The 15,954-nt window shown below is 55.9% G+C and carries 15 protein-coding genes; 7 read left to right on the forward strand and 8 right to left on the reverse strand.

The features are described from left to right. The first annotated feature begins 120 nt into the window (after positions 1-120). Positions 121-1,317: a pyridoxal-phosphate-dependent aminotransferase family protein gene (locus tag ACRBB0_RS24890; protein WP_431377178.1), complete on the forward strand. Its 1,197-nt coding sequence runs from the start codon at positions 121-123 to the stop codon at positions 1,315-1,317. Here ACRBB0_RS24890 and ACRBB0_RS24895 read toward each other — a convergent pair. Together ACRBB0_RS24895 and ACRBB0_RS24900 are read right to left on the reverse strand one after the other, a co-directional pair. Continuing rightward, on the reverse strand, positions 1,298-1,570 hold the full coding sequence (locus ACRBB0_RS24895; RefSeq protein ID WP_431377179.1) for a histidinol phosphate aminotransferase: 273 nt from the start codon (positions 1,568-1,570) through the stop codon (positions 1,298-1,300). The two genes, ACRBB0_RS24890 and ACRBB0_RS24895, sit on opposite strands and share 20 nt — an antisense overlap. 121 nt (positions 1,571-1,691) lie before the next feature. Beyond that, positions 1,692-2,804 carry a pyridoxal phosphate-dependent aminotransferase gene (locus ACRBB0_RS24900; protein ID WP_431377180.1) on the reverse strand — a complete coding sequence of 371 codons (1,113 nt, stop codon included), beginning with the start codon at positions 2,802-2,804 and terminating at the stop codon, positions 1,692-1,694. Between the two features lie 480 nt (positions 2,805-3,284). On the opposite strand from ACRBB0_RS24900, the gene ACRBB0_RS24905 reads away from it, so the two are divergent. Beyond that, complete coding sequence (locus ACRBB0_RS24905; protein ID WP_431377181.1) at positions 3,285-4,583, forward strand: lipoprotein-releasing ABC transporter permease subunit; 1,299 nt, start codon at positions 3,285-3,287, stop codon at positions 4,581-4,583. A gap of 98 nt (positions 4,584-4,681) precedes the next feature. Next, entirely contained in the window at positions 4,682-5,365 is a 684-nt protein-coding gene (locus tag ACRBB0_RS24910; protein ID WP_431377182.1) for an ABC transporter ATP-binding protein, read from the forward strand. 9 nt (positions 5,366-5,374) lie between these two features. Here ACRBB0_RS24910 and ACRBB0_RS24915 read toward each other — a convergent pair whose 3' ends face one another. Continuing rightward, positions 5,375-5,809 (reverse strand): DMT family transporter, encoded by a 435-nt coding sequence (locus ACRBB0_RS24915; protein WP_431377183.1) that lies wholly within the window; start codon positions 5,807-5,809, stop codon positions 5,375-5,377. Between the two features lie 203 nt (positions 5,810-6,012). Between ACRBB0_RS24915 and ACRBB0_RS24920 the strand changes: the two genes are divergently transcribed. The 3 genes from ACRBB0_RS24920 (at position 6,013) to ACRBB0_RS24930 (ending at position 9,908) form a co-directional block, all read left to right on the forward strand. Next, entirely contained in the window at positions 6,013-6,414 is a 402-nt protein-coding gene (locus ACRBB0_RS24920) for a c-type cytochrome (RefSeq protein ID WP_431377184.1), read from the forward strand. A gap of 17 nt (positions 6,415-6,431) precedes the next feature. Then, positions 6,432-6,842 (forward strand): c-type cytochrome, encoded by a 411-nt coding sequence (locus tag ACRBB0_RS24925; protein WP_431377185.1) that lies wholly within the window; start codon positions 6,432-6,434, stop codon positions 6,840-6,842. 975 nt (positions 6,843-7,817) lie between these two features. After that, on the forward strand, positions 7,818-9,908 hold the full coding sequence (locus tag ACRBB0_RS24930) for a methyl-accepting chemotaxis protein (RefSeq protein WP_431377186.1): 2,091 nt from the start codon (positions 7,818-7,820) through the stop codon (positions 9,906-9,908). A 455-nt stretch (positions 9,909-10,363) separates the two neighbouring features. Here the strand turns inward: ACRBB0_RS24930 and ACRBB0_RS24935 are convergent, their stop codons facing one another. Both ACRBB0_RS24935 and ACRBB0_RS24940 read right to left on the reverse strand, forming a co-directional pair. Then, positions 10,364-11,848: an inorganic phosphate transporter gene (locus tag ACRBB0_RS24935; protein ID WP_431377187.1), complete on the reverse strand. Its 1,485-nt coding sequence runs from the start codon at positions 11,846-11,848 to the stop codon at positions 10,364-10,366. A 91-nt stretch (positions 11,849-11,939) separates the two neighbouring features. Beyond that, positions 11,940-12,398, reverse strand: a complete 459-nt coding sequence (locus ACRBB0_RS24940) for an NUDIX hydrolase (protein ID WP_431377188.1) — start codon at positions 12,396-12,398, stop codon at positions 11,940-11,942. 407 nt (positions 12,399-12,805) lie between these two features. On the opposite strand from ACRBB0_RS24940, the gene ACRBB0_RS24945 reads away from it, so the two are divergent. Next, positions 12,806-13,609, forward strand: a complete 804-nt coding sequence (locus ACRBB0_RS24945) for a hypothetical protein (protein ID WP_431377189.1) — start codon at positions 12,806-12,808, stop codon at positions 13,607-13,609. A 157-nt stretch (positions 13,610-13,766) separates the two neighbouring features. Here the strand turns inward: ACRBB0_RS24945 and ACRBB0_RS24950 are convergent, their stop codons facing one another. Genes ACRBB0_RS24950 through comD form a run of 3 tightly spaced genes read right to left on the reverse strand, consistent with a single transcriptional unit; the run spans position 13,767 to position 15,930 of the window. Next, the gene (locus ACRBB0_RS24950; RefSeq protein ID WP_431377190.1) at positions 13,767-14,876 is read right to left on the reverse strand and encodes an alpha-hydroxy acid oxidase; all 1,110 of its coding nucleotides are present in this window, start codon (positions 14,874-14,876) and stop codon (positions 13,767-13,769) included. Then, positions 14,873-15,427: a sulfopyruvate decarboxylase subunit beta gene (comE, locus tag ACRBB0_RS24955; RefSeq protein WP_431377191.1), complete on the reverse strand. Its 555-nt coding sequence runs from the start codon at positions 15,425-15,427 to the stop codon at positions 14,873-14,875. Before comE ends, ACRBB0_RS24950 begins: the two co-directional genes overlap by 4 nt. Further along, positions 15,424-15,930, reverse strand: a complete 507-nt coding sequence (comD, locus tag ACRBB0_RS24960) for a sulfopyruvate decarboxylase subunit alpha (RefSeq protein WP_431377238.1) — start codon at positions 15,928-15,930, stop codon at positions 15,424-15,426. Before comD ends, comE begins: the two co-directional genes overlap by 4 nt. Between the last annotated feature and the right edge of the window lie 24 nt (positions 15,931-15,954).

Raw genomic sequence — 15,954 nt, forward strand, 5'->3', positions numbered from 1 at the left:
CCACGATACTCTGCCACCAAACCCCCCGAAACAAACCCGTTACAAACCACGATACCAGCCCCCGATACGCGCGCGCCAATCCAGCCAAGGCCAAGGTGGGGGCTCTCAGGAGAATTTCAAATGTCGCTTGCCAATGGGCGCCTTCATATGGCCCTGCCGGGTCCTTCCGTTATGCCAGATGCGGTTCTGCAGGCCATGCATCGCCCCGCGCCAGATATATATTCGCCAGAACTGGAGGAGCTGGCCCAAGGTTTGATCCGCGATTTACGTTATGTGGCGCAAACCGATGGCCATGCGGCGATCTATATCGCGAATGGCCATGGTGCGTGGGAAGCCGCGCTCAGCAATTGCATCGCGCCGGGTGAAACCGTTTTGGTGCCCACGACCGGAGTTTTTGGCCACGGTTGGGGCGAAATGGCGCGCAGCATCGGCGCAGAGGTTCAGGTTATCGAGCATGGTCGGCAAACGCCAATTGATCCAGAACGGCTCCGCTCCGTTTTGCAAGCCGACGCCGGGCAGAAGATCAAAGCGGTCTTGGCGGTTCACACGGATACGTCGACGTCAATCCGCAACGACATTGCAGCGCTTCGAACCGTTTTAGATGAGGTCGGCCATCCTGCCCTTTTGATGGGAGATTGCGTGGCGTCATTGGGCTGCGACGAAGTTCGCATGGACGCGTGGGGTGTCGATGTTCTGGTATCGGCGAGCCAGAAGGGGCTAATGGTGCCGCCGGGGCTTGGCTTCGTCTGGTTTAATGACCGCGCCGCCAAAGAGCGGGCCGCAATGCCACGGGTTTCGGGCTATTGGGATTGGGCCCCGCGGGCGGAGCCGGACATCTTCTATCAATACTTTGGCGGCACGGCTCCGACCCATCATTTGTGGGGGCTGCGCGCCGCATTGGACCTGATCCGGGCCGAAACAATCGAAGCCGTTTGGGCGCGACACAAGGCGCTGGCGCAGGCGATTTGGGCTGCGGTCGATCATTGGGGCGCACCTATGGCGCTCAATGTGGCCAATCCTGCGCATCGCTCTCATGCGGTGACAACGGTGCATATGTCTCCGTCGGATGGTGATCGGCTGCGCGCGTGGTGTCGCGCCAATACAGGCGTGACCCTTGGGATTGGTCTTGGCATGGGCAGCGACACGGATCCGAACGGATCCGGTGTATTTCGCTTTGGCCATATGGGGCATCTGAATGCCACAATGGTCTTGGGCATGTTAGGCAGTGTTGAGGCAGGATTGGATGGATTGGGCATCGCCCATCAGCCGGGCGGCGTGAGCGCCGCGGCGCGCGCGATCAGTTCTGCGGTTGGCTAGGGTCGTCGTCGTCATGACCCTGGTCGTCATCTCTGTCGTCATCCCTGTCGGCAGCATGACGATCAGCAGCCCGGCGGCGCAGGCCGATTTCATAACGTGTGATCAGGTGATTTAAAACGGCCCCAAGAATCAAAACCGCGCTGATACCCCAGGTCGACCAGACCACCAGAAAAACCCAAAACAGGTTCACAAAGACCAAAATCAAATTGGCCGTTCGATAAGAGACGGGGGTTTGAGGATCTGAATCGTGCATGTGTCCGGCTCCTTCTTTAGGGGTCCGGCCCCTTGTGGGGTCAGGTTATAAGGTATCACAAAGCTTGGCAGCTTGGCCAATCTTCCCTCATAGCCGTCAATTTTTGGTAAATTCTTGCCGATCAGCCTGGATTCTGCGCGGCTTCCAGCGCAATCGGCAATGCGGCTGCAAATGCCGCCATGTCCTGTGGGCGCCCGGCGCTGATACGAATGCAGCGATCTTGGGGGGCAACAAAGGGCATGCGCACAAACACGCCTTGGGCAATCAGATTTGCCAAAACCGCGCGGGCAAAATCACCATCCCGCCCACAATCTACTGCGACAAAGTTGGTGGCAGAGGGCAGCGCAGTGAGGCCGTTTTCCTCAGCGATGCGGCCAATTTCTGTCTTGGCTTCGGTGACGTTCTGAACCGTTTGCGCCAGCCAATCCGCATCTTGAAGGGCTGCCAATGCGCCGGCTTGGGCGGATCGGTTCATACCAAAATGGTTGCGGATTTTATCAAAGGCGCGGATCAAGGACGGATTGGCGATGCCATAGCCAACGCGTGCGCCCGCCATCCCGTATCCCTTTGAAAAGGTGCGGAAACGAATGACGCGCGGATCGTCAAAAGCAATCGTCGGAGCGGTCCCGTCCGGGGCGAATTCGATATAGGCTTCGTCCAAGATCATCACACAGCCGTCCGGTATACGATCCAAGGCAGCTTCAATCTGGGCACCGGTGATCCATGTTCCCATAGGGTTGTCGGGATTGGCAAAATAGACCAGCTTGGCGTCCACTTCGGCGGCTTTATCGAGCAAAGCAATCAGGTCTTCGCGGTCATCACGATAGGGCAGCTTGTGCAGCACCCCGCCAAACCCGGTCACATGGTAATTAAACGTTGGATAGGCCCCGTCCGATGTCACAACCGCATCGCCCTGTTCGACCAGCAACCTGGTCAAATACCCCAGCAATCCATCAATACCTTCCCCTACAATCAAGTGTTCGGGGGTACAGCCAATATGGGCTGACAGGGCATTGCGCAGATCAAAATTGGTCGGATCGGCGTATTTCCAAACCTCTGCGGCTTCGGCCTGTAACGCTGCGATGGCGCGCGGTGAGGGGCCAAAGACGTTTTCATTGGCACCTAGGCGGGCATCAAATTCCGCGCCACGGGCACGTTCCTGCACTTCGGGGCCGACAAAGGGCACGGTTTCAGGAAGCGAGGCGATCAGCGAGGGGTAGCGAGGTCCAGTCATGGCGCGCATATTGGACAATGTAGGGCGTAGGGCAAGGGGGCAATTTCAAGAATTTTCGCCGTAAATCAAGCCAGATCTCACCAGAAATCTGCAAATCCGGCCTGCGTGTCACCCGCGTTTCATCGGCCATTTTTACCGGGCAACACTGCTGTCTCAATCTTGCTTGCTGCATGTTGGGATCATCGTGTGGTAACTTACGGAATGCAGGGCAAATTTCATAAGTATGTTTGATTTCATGATGTTGGATCTCTGGTGGCGCAGGGGCGGATGTGTCTGAACGGTCCGACATCTACGCTCCCTCCTAATAGGGCCAAGCTTGTGAGCTTGTGGTCTGGGGGTCGCTTGCGATGCTGTCACGCAACGGGCGCATAGGGGAATTGTAGCACATATTCGCCGGAATGACCGCACCTGGCCGCTGCACGCTTGACGCATGAGCCAAGATTTGGTCTGGCGGTGCAGAGCAGAGAGATGAGGCCAAAGATGCCCAGTGGATCACCCCGACAACCCGCCCCATTCGCGCCTTATGAATGGATGATTGCCTGGCGCTATTTGCGTGCCAAACGGGCCGAGGGTGGCGTGAGCGTGATGACCTGGATCAGCCTGGTCGGGATCACTTTGGCGGTTTTTGCCTTGATTGCGACGCTGGCAGTGAGATCGGGATTTCGGGCGGAATTCGTCGATACAATCTTGGGCAGCAACGCGCATGTGACGGTGTATCATATGCAACGCCTTGATGAATTTGGCCGGGCAACGCGCACATTACCTGACTATGCGGGCATGGCTGAAAACGTCCGCCAAGTGCCCGGTGTCTTGCGGGTGGCACCTTTGGTCAAAGGTCAGGTGATGGCCAACGTCCCCGGATCGAACGCCGGGGTGGAAGTGTTTGGCATACAAGCTGATGACATTGCGCAGATCCCGCGTGTCGCAAACCCAGAAACCGGACGTGGTGATTTGGGCCGGTTTGCTGAGGGGATTGCAATCGGGTCCGGTGTGGCGCTGACCCTTGGGGTTGGGGTCGGAGATACGGTGAAACTGATCTCGCCCAATGGGGTCAAAACCGCCTTTGGTACAAGCCCAAGGGTTAAGGCTTATGAGGTGGTGTATGTCTTTACCGCCGGGCGCTATGACATTGATAAGACACGCGTCTATATGCCTTTCGAGGAGGCGCAGCTCTATTTTAACCGCGACGCGGTCGCTGATGAATTAGAAGTCATTGTCAGTGATCCTGAGCAGGTCGACAGTCTCTCAACCCCCATTGCCCAGGCGGCGGGGGCAGGTGCCCTGATCTGGACGTGGCAGGACGCGTCGGGTGGGTTTTTGGATGCTCTGGAAATTGAAGATAACGTCATGTTTGTCATCCTGTCTGTTCTGGTTTTGATCGCCACAATGAACATCGTGTCAGGCTTGATCATGCTGGTGAAAAACAAGGGCCGCGACATAGGCATCCTGCGCACAATGGGGCTGACCGAAGGCTCTGTGATGCGGGTGTTCTTTATTTGCGGTTCCTTCACGGGGATCATTGGCACCGCGTTGGGAGTCATCCTTGGATGTTTGTTTGCGCTTTATATTGATCCGATTTTCGCCTTCGTGAATTATCTGGCAGGCGGTGGCGTCTGGGATCCATCGATCCGGGGAATCTATGCGCTTCCGGCAAAATTGCAGATGGGTGATGTCTTGTCGGCGGTGTCCTTATCTTTGGGGCTGTCATTTGTCGTCACTATTTTTCCGGCCCGACGTGCTGCCCGGATGAATCCGGTTGAGGCGCTGCGCTATGAGTAAAGCTGAGAACGGCAAGGCTGGGCGTCAAAACTCTTGCAAGAGTATTGCAAATTCCGTCGACGGAATTTGGATGCGCCCGTGGCAAGGAGAGCCTGCAAATGTCTGATGTTGTGTTGCGCCTATCTGGCATTGAAAAGGTTTATAACCGCGGTGCGCCGGGCGAAGTCCATGTGCTGCGCGGGGCCGATCTTAGGGTGAACCGTGGCGAAGTTGTTGCGCTTGTTGCCCCCTCTGGCGCAGGCAAATCGACGTTGCTGCATATCGCTGGTTTACTGGATACCCCTGACGCGGGTGAAGTTGAAATCGCGGGCGAGGCAATGCAAGGTCGATCAGATCGCAAGCGCACTGCGATGCGGCGTTCAGAAGTGGGTTTTGTCTATCAATTTCATCACCTTCTTCCCGAATTTACCGCGCAGGAGAACATCACTTTGCCGCAACTGGCCAACGGAATTGGCCGCAAATCTGCGGACCTTCGTGCGCTGGAATTGCTGGACAGTGTCGGAATTAAGGAACGCGCCAACCATCGCCCAGGGGCCTTGTCCGGGGGGGAACAACAGCGTGTCGCCTTCTGCCGGGCTATGGCAAACACCCCAAAGTTGTTGTTGGCGGATGAGCCTACGGGGAATTTGGATCCTGAAACCTCGGATCGTGTGTTTGGCGCATTGATGCGCTTGGTGCGTGAGACCGGGCTGTCGGCCTTGATCGCCACGCATAACCTTGAACTGGCTGCCCAAATGGACCGCTGTATCCGTTTGGATGGTGGGTATTTGCGAGAAGACTAGCGGCGTATCTTAGGCGCGTTGGGTGATCCAAACCCCTAATATCATGACCGAAATTCCGGCGGCTCTGGTCAAATTGATCGGGGTGGTTTGAGCTCCGAATAGGCCAAAGTGGTCAATCGCTGCTGTGCTGATCAACTGACCTATGAGGACAAAGAAAACCGCGTTTCCGACACCAAAATGTGGCGCAACAAAGGTGATCGACAAGACATAAAACGCGACCAAAACGCCGCCCAGGAACAGGTGCCTTGGGGCAGTGGGGGCCGCGCCAAACCCGGGCCTTCCCCCCATTGTCCAAACCAGAGTTGTCGCCAAAAAGGCCACGCAAAACAAGATCATAGCAGCCGAAATCGGCGATCCAAGCCGGATGCCAAGCGCGGAATTCAGCGCGGCGAGGACAGGCACTCCGATGCCTGCAGCGAGCATGATCAAGGCATAGTGGGACATGGGCATTCTTTCGCATGGGGGACGGGATGGGGTGCGGGAAATCCATCATGAGGGCGGGCAAAAGTCGAGCGCCGTGTTGTCCCTGAGGCGGAAACGGCACAGGTCGGCGACCAGCGGTGGCATGTGCACCTGATTCATATCATGTTTTTGGCAAAGCTAAGCGGTTATTATTGCATGCAAAAGGTAACGCGACGGAGCAGAAAATGACCAAGAAAATGATAGGGTTGATCCTAGTGGCGGCGGGGCTCGTGGCATGCGCCGGAGCGGAGCAGAAACCCTCAGCGGGACAGGTGATTTTTGAAAGCTACTGCGTGACATGCCACGGGCCAAAGGGCCATGGCGATGGGCCGATTGCGGCGCAGCTACCGGCCGCCCCCGCCGATCTTAGCATGTTAAAGGCTTCAAATGATGGCGTTTTTCCGGCTGCAAACGTAATGACGCAAATCTATGGATACCCGGGCCGCTACCACAAAGGTATGATGCCTGAGTTTGGCCCCATCCTGAACGGGCCAATGGTGGAATGGACATCTCCACAGGGCGAAACCGTGTTGACACCACAACCGCTTTTGGACCTAGTTAGCTACTTGGAAACATTGCAGGAATGAGGGGCGGGGTGAAGGATATGCTGAGGATTATCAGTGGTTTAGCCATGGTGATGACCGTGGGCGCTTGTGTCGAAGCTGAAATGCCCGTTGCGGCGGACGGCAAAGGGTTGTTCATGGAAAATTGTGCAGCGTGTCACGGGGCCAACGGCAAGGGCGACGGACCGATGGCGCGCTCGATGACCAAACCCCCCAAGGATCTGACTTTGATCCAAGCACGCCACGGCGATAAATTCCCTGAATCCATAGTGTTATCGACCATTGATGGCTATGCAAGATCGGATCTCTCCGGGCCGGGAATGCCGGAGTTTGGCGCGCTTTTGGAGGGTGATTTGATCCCCTATGACAGCGGTGACGGGATTGAGACGCCAACACCACGTAAGCTTTTGGCTTTGCTTGAATATATCGAAAGCATCCAGCAGACCCGGTAAGCTGAGCACCAACAGTTTCAGAGTTTTTCCCGCAAGGGGTAAAGACGGCGTTCGCCCAGTAACGGGCCGAACGCCGTTTGTGCAACGGGGCAAACCATAGGTTTTGCCCCTTGTTTGGGGGAGATTGCCCGACGCCAATTTGGCCCCAATCCCCCGCGTTGCCTTGCAATTTGGACGATTCCCGTGGTGTTTGGGACAGATTGCCCCTGAGCGTCCGGTTGATGACCCGCTGTAGCAGATGAAAGTGGTTAATTCTCGTTAGGCAGCGTTAAGATGCCGCCGAATATAGCCGCCGAATATAGCCTCCGGACAGCCCTAAGCCACCGGGTTGAGACCGCGTAAAAGGCACATCGCGGGTCGCGACATGGTCGAACCTCGGGGTGGCCGCCGTGCTGGGATGGTTTTGATGAACCACCACAGCGCGGGTTATGGGGCGAGGTCGTTTTGGATGGCCAACTTGGCCAAGATCACCACGGCTTTTGAGACGGTCCAAGTGGGATCACAGCGACGGGTCTGGCGTGGCATTGATGCCGACGCTGGGCCAATGGCTCGGTGCATGCCGCCTCTTTGTTGAGAGCGTTTTGCATCTCTGTCTCGACCAATGTTCGTGGGTTTCTCGCCCCACAGGGGCATTTTGCCTGCCGGCTCGTGTTGGGTTCGATCTGACTGTTTTTGGTGCAATTTGGTCAACAAAGTTCATAACCAGCGGGCAGAAAACGCCATAAACCCAAACAGGCCACTCATTTTTGTGCGTGGTGTCAGGTGCTTATTGAGAGGGTGTCTTTAAGGTAAAGGCAATTATAAGAATGCCAATTTATTAGGCGAACCCAAGGCGGACAACCATGCCGTTTTGAATAAGCTGCAAAGCTCAAAATTGAAGGAAATAAATCGGCCATTCCTGCCGATCGTTTACCAGAAAGGTAATCCCCAAACGTAATAAAGAGTGCAGTTGTTTTGTCGTGTTTGGAGTCACCCATGAAATTGCGCACACAGATTTTGATGATTATGATTTTACCGTTTTTGGCGCTGACAGTCTTGGGGGCGTTGAGAGGGCTGGACAATTGGGACCGGCTCATTAGCGCTGAGCACGCCCAGGTCGAGACAGAAGCCGGGCTTGGTTTGGTGACTGTCATCCATTTTTTGCAAGTTGAACGTGGCCAGTCCGCCGCCTTTTTGTCATCTGGCGGGAAGGTGTTTCGCGCCGAACTGCCCCAAACGCGCGACAAGGTGAATGCCGCTATGGCGCAAGTTCCTGCAAGCGAAGCAGAGCTGCTTGGCATTCTGGATGATCTGGAAAACGTCAGAGCATCGGTGAGCAATCAATCCCTGAATGTTCCCCAAATGGCATCCTATTATACCGGTGCCATTCAAACCATTCTGGACGATGTCAGCCATAAATTGATTGAACAAAGCAACATTGATCTGAGCCAAATCGGAAATGGTATGGTGTCGTTGATGCACGCCAAAGAAGCCGCCGGGCTGCAACGTGCGGCCGGTGCCAGTGGCTTTGGTGGCGGGGTCTTTTCATTGCCCATCTACCAATTGTTTGCCGAAAAAGGAGCGAAGGAAGCCCAGCTATTGGAGGTGTCGAGCCTGATACTTGGACGTTTCTTTTCTGATCTTACCTTGGACAGCAAAGAAGTGGTCAAGGAGCTGGCAGAGGTGCGCAGACAGGTTCTTGACGCCGGGCCGGACGGCGTGGTGCCGCCCCTGAAAGCGACGGAATGGTTTTCAATGTCGACGCTTTGGATTGCGCATCTGCATACGATTGAAGAAGAAATTACGGACCGGCTGACTGCGATTGCCGTTGCAGACGCGCAAAATGCCAAACAAACCTTGATGGTGACGGCGGCAGGCACCCTGTTTGCATTGATTGCGAGCGCCTTGATCGGTGCCGGTCTGATCAAAAAACTGACCGGGCAAATTGTGGAATTTCAAAGCGATCTGGATAAATTGGCGCGCAAGGAGTTCGATTTCAAACCAAGCCAGCTAGAGGCCAAGTCAGAAGTGGGGCAATTGTGCCGATCCATGGAAAAGACACGCCTTTCACTTCAAGAGGCGGAACACAAGTTGCAGCAGATTGAGGAGAGCAGAATCTCGGATCGCGGGTCTGTTGTGCAAACTCTTGAAATGCATTTTGGACTGTTGGCGGATCGAAATCTGGATTGTGAGATTCATGAAGTCTTTTCAGACGAGTACGAACCGCTGCGCGCCAGCTTTAACGACACAGTCTCGACGTTGAAATCGACAATTTCCGACGTTGTTGAAGTGTCGCATAGCATTCGGGCGAATGCGTCTGAAATCAGTCAGGCTGCGGATGAGATGTCGCGCCGAACCGAGAGCCAAGCGGCGACATTAGAGCAGGCTGCAGCGGCGTTGGAGGAGCAAACCGCATCGGTCAAATCCGCCGCAGATGGGGCCGCGAATGTTGATGAAACGGTGAACGGGACGCGGGTTGAAGCGATGAACAGTGAAGCCGTTGTGAACAATGCAGTTCAGGCAATGGAACAGATTGAGAAAACATCGGAACAGATTTCGAAGATCACCAGTGTCATTGACGACATTGCGTTCCAAACAAATCTGCTGGCTTTGAACGCGGGTGTCGAAGCCGCCCGCGCTGGCTCTGCTGGTAAGGGGTTTGCGGTTGTTGCTGTCGAAGTGCAAGGCTTGGCGCAGCGTTCGGCTGAGGCCGCGACCAACATCAAGGAGTTGATCAACGAAAGCACCACGGAAGTGCATCGCGGATCGCAGCTTGTGGGCGAGGCCGGGGTCGCGTTGAATGCCATTGTTGCGCAGGTGAACGAGATTTCACAATTGGTTGGCAGCATTGCAACGGGCGCGGCGCAGCAGTCGGCTGGTCTGAGTGAAATCAACACAGGTGTTCTTCAGATGGATGCTGAGACCCAAAAGAACGCGGCAATGGCGGAAGAGTCGACGGCCTTGGCCCTTGGTTTGAATGCAGAGGCGCAAAACCTGGGCGAAATGATGGGGCGTTTTCAGATTGGGCGCGGCGCAGGGCAGGCAAGCAAGCATAGGGATGACGAGCAAATCATGCTGGCCGGATAGTTTGGGGTTCGCCGCCAGCGTGTCAGGGGCATTGGTGGGCGAAAGCACCTTTACCCAATGGTGGTTTAAGCGGTTTTGCCTGTGGATTTTGCAGCGGCTGCATTGGATGTGGGCCCGTAGGATGTGAGCCATAGGATGCGGTCATCGTTAATGTCAGGGAGAGGCGGCTGCACATCGGATGATGGACGTCAGAGGCCTAGGGGGCAGGGCGGTTGCGACTAAGGCTGGCAGTTTGCGTGAGATCGTCCGGCTTGGGACGGTCGGGCGCAACGTTGAGGTGCTCTGCGACCATGACGCTCTGATACATCATGATGCTTTGATACCGGAGGGCCAAAAGGATATCTGATCGCCACTGGTTTAATCGGGCGTTTGGGCCCCTAGCAGACGTGGGTTTTTCTAGTGGTATCGCGCCTTCTGCGGCCTGGTCCCAATGGGCCGCAGAAGGCTTGGTTTGGTTACGACGTCAGCGAGTTGATCAGGTAGAAAATTGTCCCTGATAGCAAGGCTGCCGCCGGTACGGTGATCACCCATGCCGCAATGATCGTCATAAAGTGTGAACGGCGGACCAACTTGCGGCGGCGGCGTTCTTCGAGGGCGTATTGAGGACGATCTGGCATGGCGATGCGGGCTTTGCGGATGCGGCGCTCGGTGTCCCATTCACGAAAAAAACCAACGCCGAACACCGCGCCGACGGCGATATGTGTTGACGATACCGGAAGACCCAACCAGCTGGCGACAATCACTGTGATGGCCGCAGACAGCGCCACGCAATAGGCGCGCATCGGGTTGAGTTTGGTGATTTGGCTACCAACCATGCGGATCAGTTTCGGACCAAACAGAAACAGTCCAAAGGAAATACCAAAGGCTCCGATGATCATAACCCAGAACGGGATGCTGAACGATGTTGTGAAATCGCCCGACTGAGAGACCTGCACAATCGCAGCAAGGGGACCAACAGCATTGGCGACATCGTTGGCACCATGCGCAAAGCTCAGCAATGCGGCAGACACAACCAGCGGAATCCCAAAGAGAACCTTGAGAGATTTGTTCCGGTTTTCCAGACCGATCGACTGTTTCTTAATGACCGGGATCATAACCAGCCAAACGATGACAGCAATCGCGAGGCCAATGAGCAACGCAGTCGGCATGTCAATTTTTATGATCTTTTTGAGCCCCTTCAGCGCCAGGTAAGCCCCGAATGCCCCTGCCATAATGCCTACTAAAATCGGCACCCATTTGCGCGCCGCTGCGATTTTATCGTCCTGATAGATTATACGTGACTTGATTGTGAACAAGAAAAACGCTGCAATCGCGCCCCCCAAAACAGGTGAGATCACCCATGATGCGGCGATGCTCGACATTGTGCCCCAGGACACAGCCGAGAGACCGGCAGCTGCGATACCGGCGCCCATGACGCCCCCGACAACCGAATGCGTTGTGGACACCGGCGCGCCAACCCATGTGGCAAGGTTGACCCAAAGCGCCGCCGACAAAAGGGCCGACATCATTGCCCAGACAAAGACATCGGCAGTGCCCATACGTTCAGGATCAATGATGCCCTTGGCAATCGTGGAGACAACATCGCCGCCCGCAATGAGGGCCCCCGCGCTCTCAAAGACAACCGCAATGGCAATGGCCCCCCCCATCGACAAAGCATTGGCACCAACCGCTGGCCCCATGTTGTTGGCCACATCGTTTGCACCGATATTGAGCGCCATATAGGCCCCAAGACAGGCGGCGATCACAACGATATAGGCATTGCTTGCTTGGCCAAAAAACAACATCGAGGCCAGACCAGCCAAGACCACAAAAATGAGCGATATGCCAACGCCAATCATGGGTCGGCTGACCATGACTGTTGCCGCTTCAAGGTTAGAAAAGCGCGCGAGATCGCGATCCAAGGTTTCTAAATGGCGTGGATCGCCTTGATTATCGTTCATTTTGGTGCCTCCCTTTTGACGGGAGACTTTTGCGGTATCGCGTTACATGGTGCAATGATTCAGTTGACGCACAGGCCGACGTTAAGGTGGGCTATTGGTCGCGCAGGATTGCTTTGAGCTCTGGTTCCTGGACCATGTCCGCCGCATCTTCGGCGCTGACCCATTTGCGGACACGTTCATCAACTTCAGGGAAGTCATCGGCGATCTCTTTGACAGAGACGGAATAGACCAGTGTTTCCACAGGCACAGACAGGCCATTATCGCGCCGCTTGTCGTAGCAGAAGGCACCGATGGAGTGATCTGAGGCCTTGCTGTTTTTAACCCCGGCTTCTTCCCAAGCTTCGCGCAGGGCGGTTTCACGAGAGGACAGGCCGCGAATAGGCCAGCCCTTGGGGATGATCCATCGGCCTGTATCGCGGCTTGTGATCAGCAGGAATTCTTTGGCATTGCCCCGATAGCGATGGCACAGAGCGGCAATTTGCAAGCGTTTCGGGCGTCGGAAAAAGAGCGACAGGAATGTGCCAAAAGGTGATGGATTATAGTACTGCATATTGAAACCGCACGACAAATTTTTTGTTATGATTGAAGCAAGTTTAGCCGAAGTATCTTCAAAGGTCCATTCTTGGGGCTCACCCCACCTGAGACTGGGACCGCAGCGGGCTGAGCGAGGTGAGGCGGGGCATGGGTTTGAGACAGGGCAAAAGGCGGCTTGGCCAAGGCATGCCCCAGACATGGCCCAGACATGACCCAAGCAGGGCGTTCGGCCCGTGGTGTGACGGATTAGGTTGCGAGTTTAGAGACAATCTTTTGTTTTTCGCCCGATTTAAGAGCATTTAACTAACAGCGGGTTAAAGCGCCTCAGATTTGTCTAAAATTTGGCAGGAGTTCACCACAGTTTTTCTACAAAATGGTCATGTTCCGGCCTTTTGCCGTGAATGTCTCTATGGGAAATATAAAATGTCGCAATCGGGAAACTTGGTCACTCTTCTATACCGCGCTGATGCCAAAATTGTTCTGACCCGTATTCTGAACATGTTGAACCAGAGCCGGTCTGAGCGGGGGGTGACACCCTTTACCGCCGTCAACGTGGCATTGGGACATATCGAAGCCAGTGCCGATGGTTATGGCATTGACTTGGCCTATCGGGCTGACGACATGCCGCCACAGGTTAGTATCATCCTTTCAAACTCTAATGCGCAGGACGAAGCGGCCCAGTTGGAGTTGGCAATTCTGTCCCAGTATCTCGTCAAACGGCAATCCATCGAAACCGTTGTCTGGCCTTTCACGCAGTCTCACTTAACGGCGCAAGAGTTTTCCGAATGCGTGATATGGGTCATTCATGATGTGATCAATTTGATTGATGGGGGCGTGTGCGAATATCCCGATACATCAACAATTGATGACCTCTTCCTGATGCATTTTCCGATCAAGCGGGCGCCGGTCAAAACGCGTCGCGACCGCCCGCGTTCAACAGCGCGCCCGGCTGAAGGGACGCATAAGGAATTTGTGGACTTGGTTTTGTCCAATGTTGAAGACGGCCCCGTTGCCGCAGCATCGCGTGCAACGGAAACGATGGACGGCAAATCGGCGGTCTATAGATTGGCGGCTTGGGCCTTGGCCTTTACGGTTGCGCTGTTGTGTTGGCCGCTTGCAATCCCGCTCATCGCTAACAACCTGCGCAATGGCGAGAGTGTCCGAACCGGGGCTTTGGCGATTGGAGCGGTTGGGCTGTTGGCGGCGCTGGGTTTGGCTGTCGCTTAGGATTTGGCCCTCAGATTCTGGCCCCTAGGTTTTCAGTGCTGAGGGTGTTTGCCGTGTCTCCAAGGCGAACGCCGGTTGACAGACAACCCAAGGGGGCGGGCGGTGTGGCGCGCGGATCGGCAGCATGGCGCACAGGAGTTTTGAGGAGAGGCCGGTTTCACCCGAGACTGGCGGCCTCGCAGAGCCGCTGTTGCCCGGTTTGGGCCATGGCGATGCTTAGCTCGTCGCTTATGATATCCCACATCTTTGCAAGCCCGCGGTCGCCGTCCGCGGCAATGGCATATTGCCAAACGCGCCCCAGAAACGTGAAATTGGCCCCTTGTGTCAGCGCCTTGAGCACATCTTCGCCCGAGCGCAGGCCACTGTCATAAAAGAGCGGCACATCAGGGCCCAGCGCGGAGCGAATTTTGGCCAAGATGTCGATCGGGGCCGGTGCGGCCTCCAATTGTCTGGCTCCGTGGCTTGAGATTTGAATGGCGTCAACGCCTTGGGCCACCAAGGTTTTGGCGTCCGCGACATCCAACACCCCTTTGACAACCAGCTTGCCAGGCCATGCGTCGCGCAACCGGGCGAGCGTATCCCAAGTCGCGCGGGCGCGGCTTTCGGTGCGGTCAAACTCATACCCTGGTTGCGTAAAATTCGCCATTTGAGGCTTGCCATGGGCGAGCGTCGCAAGAGACCAGCGCGGATGAAGCGCGAAATCTATGAATTGGCGGGGCCCAATGCGGAAGGGCATTTTGAAACCGTGGCGCAATTCGCGTGGGCGGCGGCCGACTTCGGGCACGTCGACGGTCAGCACCAAGGTTTTGTAGCCCGCCGCGCGGGCCCGTTCGACCAGTTTGAAGGTTCCGCTGCCATCCCCGCTGAAATACAGCTGAAACCAAGCGTGGCCTTCGGCGGTTTCGATGATGTTTTCCATCGGAGTCGAGGCAACCGTCGAAACCCCATGCGGGATCTGATAGCGCGCCGCGAGCCGTGCCAGCATCAGATCGGCCCCCGGAGCGGCGAGGTTACACATGCCCATCGGAGCGATGCCAAAGGGCCGCTGAGCCGTGGCCCCAAAGAGCGAGCAGGTCAGATGACGCTGGCTGACATCGCGCAAAATCCGGGGGCGCAGGGTGATCTTGTCCAGCGCTTCACGATTGCGCGCGGCCCCGGTTTCGTGCCCAGCGGAGCCGTCAAGATAGTCAAAGACCATCCAAGGCAGCCGCCGCCTTGCGAGGCGACGGGCATCTTGGGCCGAATGGATGGCATCGGCGCGTGTCACCCGGCGACCGCCTTCATGAAACGATCACGGATCACGACCGGGTCCATTGTGATCACGGGCATCTTGGCATTGCCGCTGTCACATTTGACAACAAGAACAGTCGCTTTGCCGCTATCGAGGGCAGCTTGCAACGCGGGGCCGGTGTCAACATCTTGGACTTCAACGACGGTGTCGCAACCTGCGGCCCGCGCCATTCCAGCGAGATCGGTTTTCAACCCGGTATAGGTCGGCTGATCCCCGGTGGAGCCATAGGAGCCATTGTCGATGATCATCAGGATGTAATTGCCCGGAGCGTTGTTGCCGATGGTCGGTAGGGTGCCAAGATTGGTCAGCACCGACCCATCACCATCAATCACAACCACGGGTTTGGGTTGCGCCAAGGCCAAGCCCAGCCCAATCGACGAGGCAAGCCCCATGGTGCCGAGCATGTAGAAATTTGTGGGCTGATCGTCGATCGCGTGAAGTTCTTGCGACGGGATGCCGATGTTACAGACCACAAGCTGGTCTCGCAGCAGTGGGGCGATGTCTTTGAGGATTTCAGAACGGATCATTGGTCGCCATAGCCTCCCCAGAAGTTGGCATCGGTGAGGATGGCCACGGGTTTGTTGCACATGAAGGTGTATTTCAGGATGTTGTCGAATTCTTCGACATCTTTTTGGTGGTGGAAGTGGTAGGTCGGGATGTTGAGTTGGGCCAACAGGGCCTTGGTATGCACCGCCATTTCGACCTGACAGGCCACCGGTTCGCGCAGTTCGCCCCGGTATGAGATCAACATGGGCAACGGCATGCGGTAGAATTGAATCAAGGTGGCCAGCGTGTTGATAGTCACCCCGATGGCGGTGTTTTGCATGATGATGGCCGGGCGTTTGCCCCCCATCCACGCCCCGGCGCACAGGCCCATGCCTTCGTCTTCTTTGTTGGAGGGAATGTGGAAAATGTCATCGCGTTGATCGACCTCTTCGATCACACCGGCGAGCTGTTTGCAGGGCACGGTCGTGACGAAAGAGATGTCGTTTGCGACAAGATCATCGGCGATCTTCTTGTCGATATTCATGGATAGGGGACCTTTGTTTGATTT

The organism is Pelagimonas sp., from assembly GCF_050633425.1.
In the GTDB taxonomy this organism is placed as follows: domain Bacteria; phylum Pseudomonadota; class Alphaproteobacteria; order Rhodobacterales; family Rhodobacteraceae; genus Pelagimonas.

Bases quoted from the DNA above. Each gene is read 5' to 3' on its own strand.
- ACRBB0_RS24900 (WP_431377180.1), bottom strand. From the start codon at position 2,804: ATGACTGGACCTCGCTACCCCTCGCTGATCGCCTCGCTTCCTGAAACC.
- ACRBB0_RS24925 (WP_431377185.1), top strand. From the start codon at position 6,432: ATGCTGAGGATTATCAGTGGTTTAGCCATGGTGATGACCGTGGGCGCT.
- ACRBB0_RS24910 (WP_431377182.1), top strand. From the start codon at position 4,682: ATGTCTGATGTTGTGTTGCGCCTATCTGGCATTGAAAAGGTTTATAAC.
- ACRBB0_RS24915 (WP_431377183.1), bottom strand. From the start codon at position 5,809: ATGTCCCACTATGCCTTGATCATGCTCGCTGCAGGCATCGGAGTGCCT.
- ACRBB0_RS24905 (WP_431377181.1), top strand. From the start codon at position 3,285: ATGCCCAGTGGATCACCCCGACAACCCGCCCCATTCGCGCCTTATGAA.
- ACRBB0_RS24920 (WP_431377184.1), top strand. From the start codon at position 6,013: ATGACCAAGAAAATGATAGGGTTGATCCTAGTGGCGGCGGGGCTCGTG.
- ACRBB0_RS24945 (WP_431377189.1), top strand. From the start codon at position 12,806: ATGTCGCAATCGGGAAACTTGGTCACTCTTCTATACCGCGCTGATGCC.
- ACRBB0_RS24935 (WP_431377187.1), bottom strand. From the start codon at position 11,848: ATGAACGATAATCAAGGCGATCCACGCCATTTAGAAACCTTGGATCGC.
- ACRBB0_RS24930 (WP_431377186.1), top strand. From the start codon at position 7,818: ATGAAATTGCGCACACAGATTTTGATGATTATGATTTTACCGTTTTTG.
- ACRBB0_RS24940 (WP_431377188.1), bottom strand. From the start codon at position 12,398: ATGCAGTACTATAATCCATCACCTTTTGGCACATTCCTGTCGCTCTTT.
- ACRBB0_RS24890 (WP_431377178.1), top strand. From the start codon at position 121: ATGTCGCTTGCCAATGGGCGCCTTCATATGGCCCTGCCGGGTCCTTCC.
- comE (WP_431377191.1), bottom strand. From the start codon at position 15,427: ATGATCCGTTCTGAAATCCTCAAAGACATCGCCCCACTGCTGCGAGAC.
- comD (WP_431377238.1), bottom strand. From the start codon at position 15,930: ATGAATATCGACAAGAAGATCGCCGATGATCTTGTCGCAAACGACATC.
- ACRBB0_RS24895 (WP_431377179.1), bottom strand. From the start codon at position 1,570: ATGCACGATTCAGATCCTCAAACCCCCGTCTCTTATCGAACGGCCAAT.